Consider the following 19301-nt stretch of genomic DNA (forward strand, 5'->3'; position numbering starts at 1 on the left):
GGCGCCGCTCCCGGCCGGGACGGTGGCGCTGCTCCTCGGGAGTGGCGACGAAGACGTGTCCGGCGTCGCAGAGCCAGCACAGGTACACGTCGGCCGCGGGCGGGATCTGGCTGAGCACGATGCCCTCGTTGTACTCGGGCCGGTACTGCCGCACCAGGACGGGGTAGGACGCCCACGCCTCCCGGTAGGTGCCGACCGCGTAGGGGACGTCGGCGCCGCGCGAGAACCGCCGCCGCTGCCACCACCGCCCGATCGCCTCCGCCACCCTCCGCACGCTACGCGCGACCACCGACGCGGAAGCGGCGCCCGCATGCGCAGGCGGGATCTCGAGACGCCCTCCGGGCTGCTCGATCAGCATGAACGGCGGGCACTCCGCGGAGGGGAGCACGGAGCGGCCTCAGGCGGGAACGCGCTCGCGTGCGCGGCGGATCCCGAGACGCCCTGCGGGCTGCTCGATCAGCAGGCGCGGCGGAAGGGACCCTCCACCCGCGATGCTGTGCTCCCGGCCGACTAGGTGACGGCGGAGCCGTCCCTCACCTAGTGTGCGGAGTCCTGCTCGTCGATGTCCGCGATCTCGGCCTCGTCCGGCTTGAAGGTCAGCGAGAACATGGCGATCGCGACGAGCACGACGATGAAGGCGACGCCGAACGAGATGAGCGCGACGACCGGCTCGCGGGTCGAGAGCATGACGACCAGACCGACGAAGGCCGCCATCACCGCGGAGAAGCCGATGAGCTCGAGCGGGCGCAGGCGGTCCTTGCGGGTCGGCTGGAACGTGCGGGGCGTGAACTCGCCGGGGTCGCGCGCCGGGGCGGAGTCGGCGGCCGAGGCGCGGTCGGCGGGAGAGGCGGGGTCGGGCTGCTGGCCTTCGGCGGTCATCGGTCTCCTCCGGAGGTCGGTGTCGTGGGGGCGACGGGATCGTGTCCGGTGGCTGCGTCGGCGCCGGCGGCCCATTTGAGCGAGAACGCCGCGATGGCGAGGAACACGGCGACCATCACGGCGTAGGCGCCGAGGAGGCCGACGGTGACGACGGGGTGGGGCGGGAGGAGTCCGAAGGCGGCGCCGAGCAGCATCGTGCCGACGCCGACGATCACGGAGTCGCGGGCGGCGAGGCCCTGACCGCGGCGGCCGCTCGAGAACTCGAGGAAGCCGGAGAGCAGCGCCCAGCCGGCGACGAGGGCGACGAAGGAGAGCAGGTTGGCGACCGGGAGCGCGACGAGCGCCGCGACTCCGGCGACCAGGGTGAGCACCGCGGAGCCGAGGGCGAGCGGGCGGGCCCGGCCGCTCCAGCTGCGGAGCCCGAGGGCGAGCGAGACGGCGCCGGTCGCGATCGCGAAGCCGCCGAAGACGGCGAGGCCGAAGGCGGGCCCGTGGTCGGGCGAGAAGGTGACGACGCAGCCGGCGACCGCCGCGATCACGGCGCGCGCGAGGGGCAGGGTCCACAGGCGGCGGTCGGAGTCGGCGGCGATGGCCACGGTCGAGCCTCTCTGGGATGGAGGGAGAAGGCGTCCGGGAGCGGACGGCTGGGCGCGCGACGGCACGGCGACGCGGACTCCAGCGATTTTACGCTCCCGCGGCTCCGCCCAGGCCCGGAGCGGGGCCCGGGGCGCGATCCGGGGCGAAGTCGCAGGCGGCTCAGCCGAGCCAGACCTCCTCGACCCGCGGGAACACGGCGTCGGCGGAGAAGCGCTCGCGGAAGCGCGCCCCGGCCTTCTCGACGACCTCGGCCCGGGCGTCCTCGTCGGTGATGAGCTCGGTCAGCGCGGCGGCGAGGCCCTCGACGTCTCCGGGCGCGACAACGCGGCCGCAGCCGTCGCCGAGGACCTCGGGGATGCCGCCGACCGCGGTCGAGACGACGGCCGCGTCGCGGGCGAGGGCCTCGAGGATGAAGATCGGCATCGCCTCGTCGCGCGAGGGCAGGACGGCGATGGACGCCTCGTCGAGCAGGGCGAGCAGGCGGGCGTTCTCGAGCGAGCCGAGGAACTCGATCCCCGGGACGCCGCGGTCGACGACCTCCGGCTCGCGGATCGGACCGGCGACCAGCAGGCGCCAGCCCTCCTTGCCCTCGACCTGCGCCCACGCCTTCTGCAGCACGTCGACGCCCTTGCGGTGGCTGACGACGCCGCCGAAGACGACGGTGCGGGTCTTCTCGCGCGGGGTGCCCTGCTCGAGCGCGTTGGGCACGAGGTGCACGCGCTCGGCGGCGACGTAGCGGCGGCAGATCGCCGAGGTCTCCTCCGAGAGCGAGATGATCTCGTCCGCGCTGCGCAGCACGTCCTTCACCAGGCGCGGGTGCGCGGCGGTGAAGGCGGCGAACTCGCTGCCGTGCAGGTGGGCGACCGTGCGCAGGCCCAGGCGGTGCGCGAGGCGGAGGAGGGACCCCTCGCGGAGGAACGAGCCGCGCTCCGAGAGGTGGACGACGATCACGGCGCCGGGCTCGCGGCGCGCGATCGCGACGATGCGGGCGGCGGCGCCGGCGGCCAGGCGGGCCGCGGCGACGTGCTCGCCCGGAGCGGTGCGGGAGGAGATCACCCGGACGTCCGAGCGCTCGAACGGCCAGCGCAGGTACCCGTTGACGACCTGCGTCATGCCTCCGGGGACCTCTCCGCTGCGGCCGACGTGGTACACCCGCGTCTTCGGGCCGGCAGGGGCTGCCGCGGCGGCCGGGCGGCTGCGGGGCGGCACGGCGAGCAGCGCCTGGATGTCGTCGCGGACGCCGCGGAGGCGCCCGCGGGCGACGAGCAGCTTCTCGAGCAGCTCGCTCCGGCGGGCGACGACGGCGGAGAAGGTCTCGACGCCGGCGGCCGGGGTCGTCCGGGACATGTCGACCGTGACGTCGTGGATCCCGATGGTCTCGAAGTGGCGCGAGGCCTTCGTCGATCCGTCCATCTGCAGGCTCACCGGGGCCGCGCCCTCGGTGAACGCCATGATGATCACGTGCAGCCGGTCGCTCATCGCGACGCGGGCCGTGCGGTAGAGCTCGCGCAGCAGGATCTCGTGCTCGTCGTGGGTGTGCGCCGGATCCCAGTCGAGGATGTCCGCGTCGAGGTCGGCGGCGAGACGGCGGGAGCGCTCGGCGTCGACGGCGACCTGCGTGACGACGACGATGTCGAGGTCCTCGCGCTCGGCGAAGCCCTTGATCGCGGCCAGCCACTCCTGCTCGGGATAGGGGCGGGCGTCCACCTCGTGGTCCTCGCGGAGGGAGAGGACCAGAACGCGCCGCTCCTCGTCGGGCTGCGCGGCGAACGCGGTCAGCTCCGCGTCGCTCGAGCCCTCGCCGTAGCCGAGGTCGGGCATGGCGGCGCCGACGCGCATGTAGCCGGCCGTCTTGTCGTCGCGCCAGCGGGTGTAGCTCGAGAGCGCCATCGAGGGCCACATGATCGCGCGGGGCAGCGGGGCGAAGTTGCGGGTGCCCACGCCGGCGCGGATCACGCGGCCGCCGCCGAGGCGCACCAGGGCGATGCCCGGGAGCATCACGAGGTGCTCCTTCATCCCGATCAGGGTCAGCTGGATCTCTCCCGGCTTGAACACCGAGTTCGCCCGGCCGGCGAGGGCCTCGCGGGCGAGCGCCGCGTACCAGCGCAGGAGCGAGCGGTACACCGTGTCGTCCGGGCCCAGGCGCAGGCCGTCGTCGTAGCCCCACGGCGAGTGGCCCACGTAGACGTGGAGCGGACCCGACTCGCGGAGCCAGTCGAGGAGCTGGCGACGCAGGATGATGTCGCCGATGTTCTCGTACTGGCCGCGGCCGACGGCGAAGATCGATCGGGCAGGTGTCACGGGCGGGCCTTTCGGAGGGGTTCGCGTGGGGGTGACCGGTGCGGAGCGGGGAGCGTCGCGGGTCTCCCCGGTCGATCCTCCTGCCGCGCTGCCGTCGTGGGCCGGGCCGGCCGGGCTCCGCAGGAGCGGGCTCGGGGCCGATGGCGCCCCGGGCAGACTAGCGCAGGCGGGCTCGGCGGCTCGAGGAGGAGTGCTCGCGTCAACAGCCGTTGGTGACCAGGAAGGCCTTGAGGAAGGCGCCGGTCTGGTAGACGTACTGGTTCACCAGGTAGTCCAGGCCCATCGGCTCGCCCGAGGGCACCATCGAGAGCTCTCCGGAGTAGCAGCGCTCGATGATCATCTCGGCGCGCACGAGGTGGGAGGCGTTGGTGATCACGATGACGTGGTCCCAGCCGTACTGCTCGGCCATGTCGCGCAGCTGCCGGGCCTCTCCCTGGGTCGTGAGCGGGTCGGCGGAGTAGCAGAGGACGTCGCCGCCGGGCTCGTTGCACTTCTTGTACTTCTTGGCCTCGTAGGGAGCGTTCATCTCGCCGGGGCCGACCGAGAGCACCATCGTGTCCGTCGCTCCGGAGGTGATGATCCGGCGGGCGAACTCGACGCGCGCCCTCGTGGACGGGCCGAGCACGAAGACCGCGTCCGCCTGCTCGGGGATCGGGTCGATCGGGGGCGTGACGTAGAGCGGGATCCCGGCGCCGAAGGGGGCGAGGATCACGAGGGGGACGAGCAGGAGCCGTCCGATCACGGTGCGAGCGCGGACCCGGGGGCGCCTCGGGCGCTCCCGGGACGGCGGGGTGGACGGGCGGTCGCCGGTCGCGGTCGTGGCCGTGTCCATCGCGTCCTCCCTCTCGTCGGGACCGCCGCTCGCCCGCGGCGGGTGATCCGCGACGCGGGTGCGACGGCGATCACCAGTGGAGAGCCCATCATCGCAGTGTTTCGGCGCGGGGTCGGCCCGGTGAACGCCCGGTCAATTCTCTCGCCCAGCGGCCCGGCCCGGGGCCGTGTCCAGAGTCGCCGGGTAGGGTCGCCGTTCCTCGACCGACCAGCACTCCCCCTCGTCCATTCCGCGGACGGGCATCCCCGGAGTCCCCTCCCGATCCGACATCCGCCCTCCGATCCGTCGTCGACAGCGCGTGTGACCGTTCCGTGTACACGCATGCGCGGCGGTTCGCCAGTCCTTCAGCGGAATCGCTGATACAGGCCCGACCACCACGCCCGAATGGGGCACTACAACCTGAATCCGTCTCATCCAGCCATCAGTCGCAAGGCCCGTCTATAGCGTCGGGAGGACCAGCACCACCCCCTTGAGCAGCCCCCTCGAACCGCCCCCGACGCCCCCTCGAAGACCCGGAGCCGATCGTGAATCCTCAGACGACGCCAGACCCGACCCGCCCTCGCCGACGACGCGCACGCCTCTCCCTCACCACCGCTCTGATCGCCGCTCTCGGCATCCTGGTCGCCCCCCTCACGGCGCCCGCCGCCTCCGCGGCCACTCTCGACCCGGGCGCCGGGCAGAGCACGCGGATCCAGGAGACGAACTCCTCGCTGACCTACAGCGGCTCGTGGCGCACGATGACGGGCGGCGACAGCGGCGGCGGGATCAAGTTCCTCAACAGCACCGGCTCCGTCTCGTTCAGCTTCCGCGGCACCGGCTTCAGCTGGGTCAGCCGCACCACCGCCTCCGCCGGAATCGCCACCGTCACGGTCGACGGCGCGAGCACCTCGGTCGACCGGTACACGAAGACCACGGCGTACCAGGTCCCGGTGTTCACGAAGAAGGACCTCGCCGACACCGTCCACACGGTCAAGATCGCGTGGAGCGGCACGGCCAACAGCTCCGCGAGCGACAAGAACCTCGTCATCGACGCGTTCGACATCACCCGCGCGACTCCCGCCACCGAGGAGCCGACCGACGAGACCGGCGGCGGCGAGGACGACGGCCCCGTGCTCGACCCCTCCGGAGCGACCAGCCTCCTCGTGCAGGAGACCGACCCCGCGCTGCAGTACACCGGCTCGTGGAGATCGATGGCCGGCGGCGACAGCGGAGGCGGGATGAAGTACCTGACCTCCGCCGGATCGGTGAAGTTCACCTTCGTCGGCACGTCGTGGCGCTGGATCAGCCGGAAGACCTCCTCCTCCGGCATCGCCGCGGTCTCGGTCGACGGCGGACCCGTCACCAAGGTCGACCGCTACAGCTCGACCGCGCAGTACCAGGTGCCGGTCTACGAGACGACCGACCTCGCCGAGGGCACGCACACCGTGACCATCTCCTACACGGGGACGAAGAACTCCAAGTCGACCGACAAGAACCTGATCATCGACGCGTTCGTCCTCGCCGAGGACGGCCTCGCGACCGACGCCGTGGAGCTCTCCCCCCTGACCGACGGCTACACCGTCGCCTGGGACGCGCCCTTCAGCTCGCGGGTCGTCTCGTACGACGTGCACCGCTCGAACGAGGACGGCTCCGGCGACACGGTCGTCGGCACCGTCGCCGACCCGGTGCGCCAGTACCGCGACGAGACCGCCGAGGCGGGACGCGCCTACACGTACACCGTCACGGCGACCGACGACGCCGGCCGCGACTCGCGGCTGAAGGAGTCGGCCACCACCTCGGCCGACCTCCTCGCCTCCCGCGCCTCGCTGCTCGCGGCCTTCGACTGCCCCGCCGCCACCAAGACGGTGTCGACCTCGGCGCAGCTCGTCACGGCCCTGACCAACCCCTCCTCCGGCGACGTCATCCGCCTGGCCGACGGCGTCTACACCGGCAAGTTCGCCCTCCGCGGCACCGCCGCCCAGCCCGGCTCGATCTGGATCTGCGGCTCGCCCAACGCGGTCCTCACCTCCGGATCCACCTCGAGCGGCACCGCGCTCATCCTGAACACGGTGAGCGACGTGCACCTCGTGGGCTTCTCGGTCCGCAGCTCCTTCCAGGGCATCCAGGTGCTCGCCAGCAACGGCGTCCAGATGGCCGGCCTGACGGTGAGCGAGATCGGCTACGAGGCGGTCCACTTCCGCAACCAGACCACCGACTCCCTGATCGTCGGCAGCACCATCCGCCGCACCGGCCTCGTCTCCGCCAAGTACGGCGAGGGCGTCTACGTCGGCACCTCCGACCGCAACTGGTGCGAGTACAACAGCTGCAACCCTGACCGCACGGCCCGCATCACGGTCGTGGACAACGCGATCAGCGACACCGGCGCCGAGCCGATCGAGGCCAAGGAGGGCACCCTCGACGGCGACATCATCGGGAACACGGTCCTCGGCGGATCGCGGCTCGCCTCGGACGTCGTCTCGCTGATCCTGGTCTCGGGAAACAGCTGGCTGGCCGCGGGCAACTCCGCCGCGGGCACCACCACCTACGGCTACCAGGTGATCACCCGCGCCGACGGCTCGGGCAACGACAACACCATCAGCGGCAACCTCGCGCTGAAGACCAGCAACGCGGTGGTCTACCTCCACCAGCCGTCCAACTGGTCCACCAGCGGCAACACGCTGAGCTGCTCCAACTCCGGGAAGGACCTGATCGGGAACGTGGCCTGCACGCCGTGACCTGATCCGCTCCCCGCGCGCAGAACCGCCGCCGTCGTCCCCTCGACGGCGGCGGTTCTGCGTGTGCCCGCCTCCCGCCGACCACGCGGGAGTCGGCGGAGTCGCGCGCCAGTACGGCGACTTCTGCGGACTCGCGGGGTGAGCGGGCTCCCGGGAGCCGGTGAGGCACCTGGTCCGGCCACGGCGGGCGCTGGAGAGGGCTGGACGGGCCGGGCAGGTCCCGGGGAGTCGAGCGGGCCCGGACGGCGACGCCGCCTCCTGTCGAGTCCGCGGAAGTGGGCGGAGTCGCGCGCGAGTACTGCGACTTGAGGGGGCTCGCGGGGTGAGCGAGCTCCCGAAAGCCGGTGAGGCACGTGATCAGGCCACGGCGGGCGCTGGAGACGCTGAAAAGGGACGGACCGGTCGGCCGGGCCCCGGAGAGCCCGCGGGCCCGGACGGTGACGCCGCCTCCTGCCGAGACCGCGGAGGTGGGCGGAGTCGCGCGCGAGTACCGCGAGTTCTGCGGGCTCGCGGAGTGAACGGGCTCGCGGAGGGGTGGAGGGGGCTGGAGTGCCGGCCAGGCGTCGGAGGGGCCGGCTGGGCCCGGACAGAGGGCAAGCCGGGCCCCCACCGGGCACCGCGCAGTCCCCGGATGCGGAAGAGCGCACCGCGGCCGGGGCCGGGGTGCGCTCTTCCGCAGCGTGCGAGGACGCGATCAGACGATCGCGGGGGCCTTCTGCAGCTTGTGGCGGGCCAGGACGACCGCGCCGACCACGGGGGTGCCGGCGGTCTCGATCCAGTGCACGTCGGCGGCGGCCTGGGGCGAGTCGACCTTGCCCTCGATCAGGACGAGGACGGCTCCGTCGGCCACGCCGCGGAAGGTCGGCGACTGCTCGGTCGCGCCGAGGGTGCCGGTGACGATCAGGACGATGTCGTAGACCTTCTCGAGCTCCTCGACCAGCGCGCGGAGGGCGTCGGTCGGCATCGGCGTGCCGGCCTGGGCGCCGCCCGCGGGGAGCAGGTCGACGCGGTCGGTCGAGCGCTTGATGATCGCGTCGTCGAGCGAGGCGGCTCCGGCGAGCACCTCGCGCAGGCCCGGGCGTCCGCCCGAGGCGGAAGCGAGAGCCGAGCCCTCGGCGGTGCCGTCCACGATCACGACGGACGAGCCGAGCACGGCCAGCGCCTTGGCGAGCAGCACCGCGCTGGCGGTGTGCGGGGTCTTCTCGGACGCCGGGGCGATCGCGAAGGAGGAGTACGAGCGGGTGCGCGCGATGGCGGAGAGCTCGAACGCCACGGCCGAGTAGCGGGCCGGGATCTCGGTCGAGTTCAGCATCTCGTCGAGCTTGGTGGCCTTGACCGGGACGATGCCCAGCAGCGGCCGGTCGATCGCGGAGCGGACGTCGTCGCCGCTGCGGAGGCGGCGGTCGAGGGCGGTCATCACGATCGCCACTCCCACGCCGACCACGGCGCCGCCGAGGATGCCGAGCGCGAGCAGGACGAGGATGCCACCGGTGACCGGCAGCTCCGGCGGGAGCGCCTGGCTGAGCACCTGGAGCTGGATCTGCGGGACGGCGACGCCGTTCGTGGTGGTCGCCGGATCGGCGCCCTTCACGGCCGCGTCGAGCTGGGCGGCGACCGCGTTGGCGATGACCGCGGCCTGCTCGGGCGAGGGGTCGGTGGCCGAGATCGTGATGACCACGGACTCCGGCTCGGCGAGGACGGTCACGCGCTTGGCGAATTCCTCGATGGGCTCGTCGATGCCGAGGCCGTCGATGACGCCCTGCAGGACGGTGTCCGAGGTGCCGAGGGCGACGGAGGTGACCGTGGCCTGGGAGGCGGCGCTGTTGGCCGCGACCCGGTCCGCGGTCGAGAGGACTCCGGACGAGGAGACCGCGACGTACACGCGTGCGTCCGCCTTGTACTGCGGGAGGAGGACGGCGTTGAGTACCAGGGCCGCCACGGCGCCGAGCAGAGCGAAGGCGACGATGTAGACCCACCTCCGGCCGATGCCGGCGAACAGTCCGTTCAAGGTCATGGTGTGTGGTGTCCCTTTCGTCGACTGCACCGGAGTGCAGGGGGTCTGACTGTAGCGTCGTGATGTGTCGTCCGCGTTGCGCGGAACCGGCCGCGAGGTTTCGCGCGGGAGCGGTGGATCAGAGGTGGGCCTGCAGGAAGGCGAGGATCGCCTTCTTGTTGTTCGGGGTGTTGTTCTGGAGCCCGTGGTGGCCGGAGCCGTCCACGCCGACTTCGGACGCCACTCCGGCGTCCTGCAGGGCGACCTGCATCGCGTCGGCCTGCTCGACCGGGACGAGCTCGTCCTCGGAGGTCAGCCAGATCTGCGGGGCGTCCGTGGAGTCGACCGAGGTGATCGGCGACGCGGGGATGCTCTGCGGGCAGGTCGTCGAGTCGATCTCGTCGCAGTCCAGGTAGGAGAGGATCTGCTCCTTCGCCTCGGGCACCGGCGTGCCCAGCGACATCCCGGTCTCGGTCATGTCGGCGACCGCCGAGAAGGCGACGACCGTCTTGACCCGCGAGCCCTCGGTGAGGGAGCCCTCGCCGAGCGTGCCCATGGTCGCTCCGATGATCGCTCCGGCGGAGCTGCCCATCACGCCGATGCGGGCGGGGTCGAGGCCGAAGCGCGTGACCTGCGCGGGCTCGCGCAGCCACTCCACGGCGGCCTGCGCGTCCTCGATCTGGCCGGGGTACCGGCTGTCCTGGAGGAGGCGGTAGTCGACGGAGACCGAGACGAAGCCGCGCTCGGCGTAGTACTCGCAGAGCTCGGTCATCCCGCCCTCGTCGCGGGCGCCGTCGACGAACCCTCCGCCGTGCAGCATCAGCAGCGCGGGGCGGTCGGTGCCGCCCGCGGTGGGGAGGCAGGCGTCGGCCTTCAGCGAGACGCCGTCGACCGAGCGGTACTCGATCGCCTTCTCCGTCGTGAAGCCGTCGGGCGTGCGGACGGGCTCGGGCTGCGAGGAGCAGCCGGCCAGCCCGAGGGCGACGGCCACGACGGCCGCCAGGACTCCGGCTCTGCGTGCTCGTGTCGTCTTCACTCGTGGGACTCCGCTCTCTTCTTCTCGTAACTGGGGGAGGTGCCGGGCTCATCGGCCGGGACCGCGACGGGATCGGAGACGACTCCGGGGCCGCGCGCAGGGACGGGCACGGGCTTGCGCCGCTTGCCGGGGCCGCCGAGGGCGGCCGGGGGGACGTAGATCCACTTGACCTTCGAGAGGTAGCGGGTCACGAAGAGCGAGAGGACGACCGCGAGCACCATCACGACCAGCAGCAGCGGCACCTCGAAGCCGCCGATCTCGGAGCGGTCCTCGGGGAGGATCACCCGCAGGATCGTGATGGCGATCACGATGAAGTAGAGGTGCAGCAGGTAGATGTGCAGGCTGCGCTCGCCGCAGATCGTGAAGAAGTTCAGGAATCGCACTCGGGAGAGGGCCCGCGACACGAGGATGCCCATCGCGACGGCGGCCATCTGGCCGGCGAGGGCGAGGAACGGCACCCAGCGGATCGGGAAGAGGAAGAGCACCGCGCTCAGCACGACGAAGACCGGAGTGACGTAGAGGAACGCGCGGCTCCCCTTCTGCTCGACGAAGTCGATGATCCTCTTCGAGTAGAGCGTGCCCACCAGGAAGAAGACGAACAGGGCGCCGATGCGGTTCCAGCCCACGTTGGTCGTGTTGAGGAGACCGGTGGTGAACATCGTCCCCATCACCGCGGCGAGGGCGACCTGCACGCGGTGGTCGACCTTGCGCAGGAGCCACGCGCCGAGCGTGAAGAGGACGAGGCCGTAGATGAACCAGTAGCTGCTGCTGGGCCAGAAGAACAGCAGGAGCAGGTTGAGCGGGTCGGTCGCGGGGAGCTCGCCGAGTCCGCCGTTCGCGAGCGGCACGACCAGGTAGAAGGCCATGCGGATCACGGACCAGACCACGTAGAGCCAGAGCAGCGGGTACAGCCTGCGGCGCCAGAGGTCGCCGAAGCTCCAGGTGCGGATGCGCGAGCCGAAGAGACCGGACACCAGGAAGAAGAGGGGCATCGGGAACAGCTCGAACACGACCTTGATGCGGCCGAGAGTGTTCTCGACCCCTATGTCACCGAGGTACAACGACGTGTGGTAATACACGACCATCAGGATGGCGGCACCCTTGGCGAAATCCACCCATTCGCGTCGGGCCCCGCCCGTAGGCTTCAGCAGCTTCATTCTCTCCCCCTTGTGCCCGGTCGTACCGCTCGTGAATTCCATCCGAGGTGAACAAGGCTCAGAGAAGGACGCAGGCTCGGTCGCAGAAGGCGACCGAGGATCAAGACTAAGGGTGTATCGTCCGCGCCGCACATTCGACGGAATAGTGACGAGGACTCGATTGCCGGGAAGCGCACTCCGGCCTCTCCGCGCACCGGGGAGACGACGGTCACCGGCGTCCGTTCCCGGCGCTCATCGCCGCTCGGTAGAGCGCGGGCGCCGCGGCGGCGAGCCCGAAGAGGACGGAGCGCTTGAGGTCGCGCCGGCGCACGAGCGCGACCAGGTGCCGGAGCCCCGCCTCGTCGTGCGCGGCCCGCCAGAGCCGGTCGGCCTCCTCGGGGCTGTGCGCGCCCGAGGTGGCGTCCTTGAAGCGGGAGAGCAGGGAGAAGCGCGCGCGGTAGTAGGAGTAGTCCTGCGAGTCGAGGAGGCGCGGGTCGAGCCCGCGGGCCGTCCGCTCGATCACGGCGGCGAGCCCGGCGAGCGAGTCGGCGCGCTTCGCGCCCGAGCGGATGATCGAGCCCGAGCGGAGGCGGTACTCGTAGACGGAGTCGGGGACGACGACGACCTCGTCGGCCGCGGCGAGCAGCTGCGCGACCTGCGCCTGGTCCGAGTGCTGGCGGATCCGCGTGAACTCGATGCCGTCGAACAGCTCGCGGCGGAACAGCTTGTTCCAGAGGTGCCCGGTCAGCTCCCCGACCAGGAGCGCGGTGAAGGCGCCCCGGCCCGAGAGCGCGAGCGGGCCGCGCAGGGAGCCGACGGGCGTGGATCCGGTGGCGTCGACCGTGACCGCCTGGGCGACCACCACGTCGGCGCGGCCCGCCTCCCCCGCCGAGAGCATGGCCTCGACCGCGGTCTCCGGCCACTCGTCGTCGGCGTCGACCAGCCAGACCCACTCGCCGGCGGCCTCGCCGACGGCGCGCTCGCGAGCGGCGGCGACGCCCTGGTTCTCGTCCTGGCGGAGGTAGCGGATCCGCTCGTGCTCCTCGGCGAACGCGCGGCCGATCGCCTCGGTCCCGTCGGTCGAGGCGTCGTCGACCACGAGGATCTCGAGCTCGGCGTGGGTCTGCCGCAGCAGGCGCTCCAGGGCGGAGGCGAGGTGCGCCTCCTCCTGGTGCGCCGGGACCACCACCGAGACGAGGGTCACTTCTGCCCCACGACCCGGCGGAGCACCGTCTCGAGGTCGCGGCCGCTGGACTCCAGCGAGAAGCGGTCGAGCCAGCGGTCGATGCCGGTGATCTCGAGCTCGCTCGCGCGGATCAGCGCGTCGGCGAGGTCGGAGGCGGAGGGGGTGAGCGCGAGCTCGCCGGTCAGGCCGGGGACGATCGCGTCCGCGACTCCGAGCGCCCCGGACACGGCGACCGAGGGGACGCCGGCGGCGGCCGCCTCGACCAGCACGTTGCCGAAGCCCTCGCGCAGCGACGGGAGCAGCACGACGGCGTTCTCGTCGAAGTGGTGGAACCAGTCCTCGACCCAGCCCATGTCCTGGAAGTCCACGCCGCGCGCGGTCGCCTCCGCCTTCATGCTGCCGAGCAGCGGGCCGCCGCCGAAGGAGACGACCTTCGCGGGGATGCCGCGGCGCTCCAGCTCCTCGGCCGCGAGGATCGCGAGCTCGGGGCGCTTCTGGACGACGAGGCGGCAGGGCAGCACGATCTGCAGGCCCGCCGCAGTGCCGGGGGTGCGCGAGACCTGGCGGGAGCGGTCGACCTTGGCGGTCGCCGGGTTCGGCACGACGGTGCAGCGCTCGCCCGAGACGCCGAAGCCGGCGACGAGCTCGCCCGCGACGGGGTGCGAGATCGCGATGACGTGGTCGGCGCGGCGGTAGAGCGTCTTGGCGAGCCCGAGCTGCACCTTCTGGGTCCTCGAGAAGCCCGGGATGCCGAGCGAGACGAGGTTGCGCTCGCTCACGATGGTCTTCGGGCGGTCCGCCTTCGCGGTCATCTCGGCCGAGGCCAGGAGCACGATGTTCGGGTAGCCCTGCAGGGCGACCGCGACGTCGGGGGTGCGGCGGCGGAACAGCTCCTTGAGCATCCGCGCCTTGCCGACGTGGCCCTTGCCCTCGCCGATACGGTGCAGCACCGCGCCCTCGGGGAGGTACTCGTCGGTGCCCTTCACCGAGGTGGTGACGACGTCGACGTGGTGGCCCTGCTCGAGGAGCCAGCCCATCCAGGTGCGGGCGACGAACTCGGCCCCGCCGCCGTGCAGCGACGTGACGACGAACATGATCCGCATGCGCGGTCCCTTCTCCTGCGCCGCGCTCATCGCACGACCTCCGCGCCGAGGCCGCGGGTGTTGAGCGCCGAGAGGCGGCGCACCTCGGGCATGGCCGCGTCGATGGTGGCGCGCACGCCGCCGTCGCCCGGCTCCGCGAGGATGCGGTCGATCACCGGGAGGACGCGGTCGGCGAAGCCGGGGACCGGCTCGACGCACAGCTGCGGCAGGCCGATGAGGCGCATGATGCCCTCGACCTTGCCCTGGGTGGCGAGGGTGATCGCGGGGACGCCGAGCGAGAGCGACATGATCGCGAGGTGCATGCGGCCGGTGACGGTCAGCAGGGCGTCCTCGGCGAGGCCGCGGATCTCGGCGGGCATGAGCACGCGGTCGACGACGGTGACGCCCTCGGATCCCACGCGCTCGGCGACCGCGCGAACGGCCACCTTGTCGTCGCCGATGGGGCGGGAGACGTGCGGGAGGAGCACGACATGCACGCCGGCGGCGCGGAGGCGGTCGACGATGCGCTCGTACTCCGGCACCTGGTCGACCATGCCGGCGACGAGGGCGCTCGCGTTCACGAGAGCGAAGGGGACGCCCTCGGGCAGCCCCAGCCCCTCGCGGAAGCTGCGGTCGCGGGTGCGCGCCGAGAAGACGATGTCCGTGACCTCCTCGACGCGCTGCACGCCGATGCTCCGGGCGCGCTCCGCCGAGAGCGGATCGCGGAGCATCGGGACGACGCCGGCGCGGGAGGCGGCGATCAGGGAGCGGCGGGCGGCGAGGCGGGCCGCCGCGTTCCAGGAGAAGCCGAGGATGCGCGTGGGCACCCCTGCCTCGGCGGCCGCCTGCGCGAGCAGGGAGCGGCGGACCGAGCCGCGGAGGCTGTACTTGCCGTCCATCATGTCGGCGCCGACGACCGAGACCGAGCGGGCGCGGCGGATCAGCGCGGCGTAGGCGCGGAGGTCGGCGGCGTGCGCGTCGCCCACTCCGTAGACCAGGTGCGGGAGCTCGACGACCTCGACCCGGTCGGCCTGCTCCTCGGGGATCACGACGTCGCCGGCGTAGCGCTGGACGACCACGACGGGACCGGTGGTGTTCTCGAGGAACGCCTCCAGCATCGCCTGGTCGCCGATGTTGCCGCTGCCGGGAGCGGCGATCACGAGGTGCGACTCGGGCTCTGGTCGGAGGTCCGCGAGGGCGGCGCGGAGCACCGCCGCGTCGCGGCGGGCGGGCAGGCGGGTCGTCGTGACGAAGTCCTTCTTCCAGGACTTGACGACGCCGAGCTTGAGTTTCATCGATCTCTTTCGGTGGGGGGAACGGCGGCGGGAGGCCGCTCGGAGTCGGGGGTGCCGGCCGTGACGGCTCCGTCGACCAGCGCGCTGTCGCCGGTGGGGCTGGTGGCGTCGACCGTGGCCGGGGCGGGAGCGGCGGCCGGGCGGCTGCGGCGGAAGTGGCGGCGCAGGTCGGCGAGGCCGAGGATCTGGCGGCGGAACGCGGGGAGGATCAGCATCCAGAGCCCGACCCCGACCAGGACGGCGGCACCGCCCACGAGGAGGCGGAGGACGGGCTGGTCGGCGGCGATCCAGACGGTGGAGAAGAAGGAGCCCACCGTGATCGAGCCGAACGCGATGCCGCTGCGGAGGCCGTTGGTGAACATCTCGCGGGCGGGGGCGTCGGAGGTGCGGCCGATCCAGATCAGCGCGATCGGCCAGGTGAGGGCGAGCGAGCCGGCGTACGCGACCGCGACGCCCGTCACTCCCCAGTTGGAGCCGAGCAGGATCAGGACGACCATCAGCGGGCGGGTCGCCAGGCTGTACCAGACGCTCTGGCGCACGAGGCCCTTGGAGAGGAACACCCACCAGGAGCAGTACGCCGTGGCCTGGAAGAACCCGGCCACGAGCAGGATCTGGAAGATCGGGACCGAGGCGAGCCAGCGCTCCCCCAGCAGGATCCGGATGACCGAGTCGGACTGGGAGCCGAGGACGGCGAGCACGAGGCCCATCACCGTCAGCATCGCCGACTGGCCGAAGAGGATGAACGTGCGGAACCGCTCGCGCTCGTCCTGCAGCTTGGAGAGCACGGGCAGGGCGACGCGCTGCGCCGGGGCGTTCAGCTGCTGCAGCGGCAGCATCATCAGCTGGAACGCGCGGTTGTAGAGGCCCAGGTCGACCGGGCCGAAGCGCGCGCCGATGATGACGGAGTCGACGTTCTTGCTCGCGTAGGTCAGCGCCTGGGTCGCGAAGACGCCGCCTCCGTAGCGGAGGAAGTGGCCCATCGCCTCGCCGCGGCGGTAGCGGCCGGGACGCCAGCCCGTGATGAAGACCAGCATCAGCACGCCGATGAGCGGCTGCACGACCTGGCTCGCGGCCAGCGCCCAGTAGCCGGCGCCGCCGAGCGCCATCAGCACGCCGACCACGAGGCCCAGCACCTGGCCGACGATGTCGACCAGGGTGAGCTTCACGAAGCGGAGGTGCCGGGCGAGGTCGGCGCGGAACTGCGTCGAGATCCCGTTGAGGAGGAACGTCGAGGAGAGCACGACGGTCAGCAGCTGGAGCCGGTCGTCGCCGTAGAGGGCGGCGATCGGCCAGGAGGCCGCGATGACCAGCAGGGTGAGGGTGAGGCCGATGCCCGCGTTCATCCAGAACAGGTTGCTCTTCTGGCCCGGCGTGATCTCCTTCGCCTGGATGGCGGCGGAGGAGAGGCCGAAGTCGCGGAAGATCTCGCCGATGCCGATGATCGCCGTGACCATCGCGAGCAGGCCGTAGTCGGCCGGCGCGAGCAGGCGCGCGAGGACGACGATGCTGCCCAGCTGGACGGCGATGCGGATCGCCTGCCCGCCGATGGTGACGGCGGCGCCGCGGCTCGCGGAGCGGCCGAGGCTCGGAGACGGCTTCTGCGTGGTCCCGGTCATCGGGTCGAGCCCTTCTTGGTGGCGATCGCGCCCTCGTAGGCCTTCTTGAGCTGGAGTCCGAGCACGTCCCAGTCGCGACCGGAGAGGGCGGGGAGCCCCTCCGTCGGACGGGTGCGCGTGCGCTCGAGCGCGGAGGTGATCAGCTCGGGCGTGAGATCGCCGTCGTACTCGATCACCCAGTCGCTGCCGACCTCCTCGGCCAGGGCCGTGTTGGTGGGCGTGCGCGGCACCAGGATCGGCCGGCCGAGCGAGAGGGCGACCAGGATCGAGCCGGAGTTGTGCATCTCGCGGTAGGGCAGGACGATCAGCTCGGCCCGGCCGATCTCGTCGACCATCTCGGCGTCGTCGACCCGGCGGAGCGTGGTGCGCACCCGGGTGTCGCGGGCGGCCCGCTCCTCGACCAGCTCGCGCTGGCCCGTGCTGGGGCTGCCGACCACGTGCAGGGAGAGGGAGTCGTCCTCCACGCCGCGGAACACGTCGATCAGCTCGACGACGCCCTTGTACGGGCGGATGATGCCGAAGTAGAGGACGCGGCCGTGCTCGCGCTCGGGCAGCGGGTGCTGGGCGAACTGGTCGCGGTAGTGCCCGTGCAGCACGGTGACGGCGGGCGCCCGGCCGGGAGTGACGGTCGTGGGGTTCAGGCGGACGAACAGGTCGGTCGCGCGGTCGATCCGGGCCAGCGAGCGGCGCTCGGCGGCGGGACCGAGCTCGTGCGGGTGCAGGTTGTGCACCGTGCGCACGAGCGGGATGCGCTGGAGTGCGAGGCGCACGAGCAGCACGTCGAGGGCGCGGCGGCGGAGGAAGCGGTGCAGCGGGCTGCGGCCGCGGATCATCAGCTCGGGCCAGTGCACGTGCAGCACGTCGTAGTCGGCGAGCAGGGCGCTGCGCCAGGAGAAGAACAGCAGCTCGACGCCGGGCGCGAGGCCGTCGACGATCGAGTCGACGTACTGCGTGGTCGAGTCCGGCGGCGCGAGCGACTGCTGGACGACGAGCGCGGCCGGCGACGAGTCGTTCCTGCGGGAGCGGCGGCTCACCGGTCGCCCCGCATCCCGACGGCCATCGGCGCGTCGAAGATCCGCGCCCCGAGAGGCTGGCGCATCCGGATGCCCTTCGAGAAGTCGGGGACGTGCACCGGGTTCAGGCAGATGATGACGAGGAAGCCCAGGAGCAGGTGGCTGGGGCGGACCGCGTCGATGGCGTTGTAGCCGGCGAGGCAGACCATGAAGCCGAGCAGGCCCGCCGCAGGACCGACGTCGCGACGGCTGAGCGTGGCGCCGAACATCGCGGCCACCATGATCACGAAGAGCAGCAGGCCGGGGATGCCGACGCTGATCAGCAGCTGCAGGAACGAGTTCTCGATGACGACGTCCGAGAACCGCCTGCCGCTGATGCCGGACGTCGCCGCTCCGGAGCCGAGCCAGTGCGTGAGCTCGGCCGCCTTCAGCGACACGGTCACCGCGAGGTCGCGGGCGCCGGCCGAGATGGAGGCGTCGAGGTTGTTGTTGCGGGCGGTGACGGGCTCGAAGTTCAGGACTCCGACACCCGCGACGAGCCCGGCGATCAGGATCGAGCCGGGCCGGAGCAGCGAGCGGTTCGGGTTGAGGAAGCCCACGGCGACGAGCGCGACGATGACCGCGACGGCGATGGCCGCCATCGGTCCGCGCGAGACGGTCGCGACGACGCCGCCCGAGGCCAAGATGCCCAGCAGCAGGTCCGACTTGCGGGAGCCCTGGAGCCAGGAGCCGAACGCGAGACCGGCGCCCACGGTGAGGAAGGTGCCGGCGAGCAGCGGGTGGCCGAAGGTGATCTCGGCGCGGTAGAGCGACCAGTGCTGGTCCTGCTCGTAGCCGAGGGCACCGTAGACGGCACCGAGGATCGGGGAGCTCTGCGCGACCAGCTCGAGGGCGGCGTAGAGGGCGAGCAGCCCGGAGAGGATCACCCACGTCTTGCGCAGCAGCACGGCCTCGCGCTGGGCGTCGAAGACGAGCATCGGCACGCCCACGCAGATCGCGAAGCTGAACAGCCACGAGACGCCCTCGCTCGCGAAGGAGCTGCGCACGGTCGCGACGGCCGACCAGAGCATGAGGGCGATGAACGCGAGGATCACCACGGCCCGCCACGGGGAGAGCACGAGCTCGCGGGTCCACGCCTTGACGGGGGCGCGCCACAGCTCGGGAGCGAGCCCGCGCCGGATCGCCCAGATCACGAGGATGACCGCCCAGAGCGTCATGCGGAACGTCAGGGTCGAGGGGGTGAGCGGCGTCGGGACGAGCGCGAAGAACGCGAGCGCCATCGCCGGCAGCCAGTGCGCGGGGACCCGCAGCAGAACGTAGGCGCCGACGATGCCGCCGACTCCGGCGGCGATCACCAGGAGGCCGGTGGCCGGCTCCCGGGTCGAGAAGATGTACCCCATCCCGAGGACGATCACCAGGGCGACCGAGAAGAGCGCGCCGACGAGGAGTCGTCGCGGGAGGATGTCGATCACGTCAGGGAGTCCTTCTGGCGTCGGAGCGGAGTGGTGGAGGAGGGGGCGGGCGGTGCGGCGCTCACGGGAGTGGTCCCGTCGGCCTCGATGAGGATCGCGATGCCCTCGCGAGCCGCCTCTCGGCGGCTGGGACGCCTGCGATGCCGTGC

At 72.1% G+C, this 19301-nt stretch carries 14 protein-coding genes and 1 pseudogene; 1 reads left to right on the top strand and 14 read right to left on the bottom strand.

The window, feature by feature from the left end; translation table 11 throughout:
- The 5 genes and pseudogenes from C5B93_RS12740 to C5B93_RS12760 form a co-directional block, all read right to left on the bottom strand.
- A pseudogene (locus C5B93_RS12740) lies at nt 1-265 on the bottom strand (hypothetical protein); the annotation flags it as partial.
- Nucleotides 266-537: 272 nt separating this feature from the next.
- On the bottom strand, nt 538-879 hold the full coding sequence (locus C5B93_RS17695; RefSeq protein ID WP_258059918.1) for a hypothetical protein: 342 nt from the start codon (nt 877-879) through the stop codon (nt 538-540).
- Nucleotides 876-1475 (bottom strand): DUF308 domain-containing protein, encoded by a 600-nt coding sequence (locus C5B93_RS12750; protein ID WP_104225185.1) that lies wholly within the window; start codon nt 1473-1475, stop codon nt 876-878. Before C5B93_RS12750 ends, C5B93_RS17695 begins: the two co-directional genes overlap by 4 nt.
- 160 nt (nt 1476-1635) lie before the next feature.
- Entirely contained in the window at nt 1636-3777 is a 2142-nt protein-coding gene (locus C5B93_RS12755) for a glycosyltransferase family 4 protein (protein WP_104292615.1), read from the bottom strand.
- 199 nt (nt 3778-3976) lie between these two features.
- On the bottom strand, nt 3977-4609 hold the full coding sequence (locus C5B93_RS12760) for a YdcF family protein (RefSeq protein ID WP_104292616.1): 633 nt from the start codon (nt 4607-4609) through the stop codon (nt 3977-3979).
- A gap of 524 nt (nt 4610-5133) precedes the next feature.
- Between C5B93_RS12760 and C5B93_RS12765 the strand changes: the two genes are divergently transcribed.
- Complete coding sequence (locus tag C5B93_RS12765) at nt 5134-7323, top strand: hypothetical protein (protein WP_104292617.1); 2190 nt, start codon at nt 5134-5136, stop codon at nt 7321-7323.
- 694 nt (nt 7324-8017) lie between these two features.
- On the opposite strand, the gene C5B93_RS12770 is transcribed toward C5B93_RS12765, so the two are convergent.
- From C5B93_RS12770 to C5B93_RS12810, 9 genes are all read right to left on the bottom strand, one after another.
- On the bottom strand, nt 8018-9337 hold the full coding sequence (locus C5B93_RS12770) for a Wzz/FepE/Etk N-terminal domain-containing protein (protein WP_104233544.1): 1320 nt from the start codon (nt 9335-9337) through the stop codon (nt 8018-8020).
- 118 nt (nt 9338-9455) lie between these two features.
- Nucleotides 9456-10352, bottom strand: a complete 897-nt coding sequence (locus tag C5B93_RS12775) for an alpha/beta hydrolase (RefSeq protein WP_104247646.1) — start codon at nt 10350-10352, stop codon at nt 9456-9458.
- Nucleotides 10349-11467 (bottom strand): acyltransferase family protein, encoded by a 1119-nt coding sequence (locus C5B93_RS12780; protein ID WP_181068398.1) that lies wholly within the window; start codon nt 11465-11467, stop codon nt 10349-10351. Before C5B93_RS12780 ends, C5B93_RS12775 begins: the two co-directional genes overlap by 4 nt.
- Before the next feature lie 250 nt (nt 11468-11717).
- Nucleotides 11718-12692, bottom strand: coding sequence for a glycosyltransferase family 2 protein (locus C5B93_RS12785; protein WP_181068399.1), 975 nt, complete (start codon nt 12690-12692; stop codon nt 11718-11720).
- Complete coding sequence (locus C5B93_RS12790) at nt 12689-13777, bottom strand: glycosyltransferase (RefSeq protein WP_181067812.1); 1089 nt, start codon at nt 13775-13777, stop codon at nt 12689-12691. Before C5B93_RS12790 ends, C5B93_RS12785 begins: the two co-directional genes overlap by 4 nt.
- A gap of 26 nt (nt 13778-13803) precedes the next feature.
- The gene (locus C5B93_RS12795) at nt 13804-15051 is read right to left on the bottom strand and encodes a polysaccharide pyruvyl transferase family protein (RefSeq protein ID WP_104233543.1); all 1248 of its coding nucleotides are present in this window, start codon (nt 15049-15051) and stop codon (nt 13804-13806) included.
- A complete protein-coding gene (locus tag C5B93_RS17830) occupies nt 15048-16667 on the bottom strand; it encodes a lipopolysaccharide biosynthesis protein (RefSeq protein ID WP_104233542.1) in 1620 nt (539 codons plus the stop codon). The genes C5B93_RS12795 and C5B93_RS17830 overlap by 4 nt, the downstream gene beginning before the upstream one ends.
- On the bottom strand, nt 16664-17701 hold the full coding sequence (locus C5B93_RS12805; RefSeq protein ID WP_104292619.1) for a glycosyltransferase: 1038 nt from the start codon (nt 17699-17701) through the stop codon (nt 16664-16666). Before C5B93_RS12805 ends, C5B93_RS17830 begins: the two co-directional genes overlap by 4 nt.
- Nucleotides 17698-19152, bottom strand: a complete 1455-nt coding sequence (locus tag C5B93_RS12810; protein WP_104233540.1) for an O-antigen ligase — start codon at nt 19150-19152, stop codon at nt 17698-17700. Before C5B93_RS12810 ends, C5B93_RS12805 begins: the two co-directional genes overlap by 4 nt.
- Nucleotides 19153-19301 lie beyond the last annotated feature (149 nt).

The organism is Rathayibacter sp. AY1A2, assembly GCF_002930935.1.
In the GTDB taxonomy this organism is placed as follows: Bacteria; Actinomycetota; Actinomycetes; order Actinomycetales; family Microbacteriaceae; genus Rathayibacter.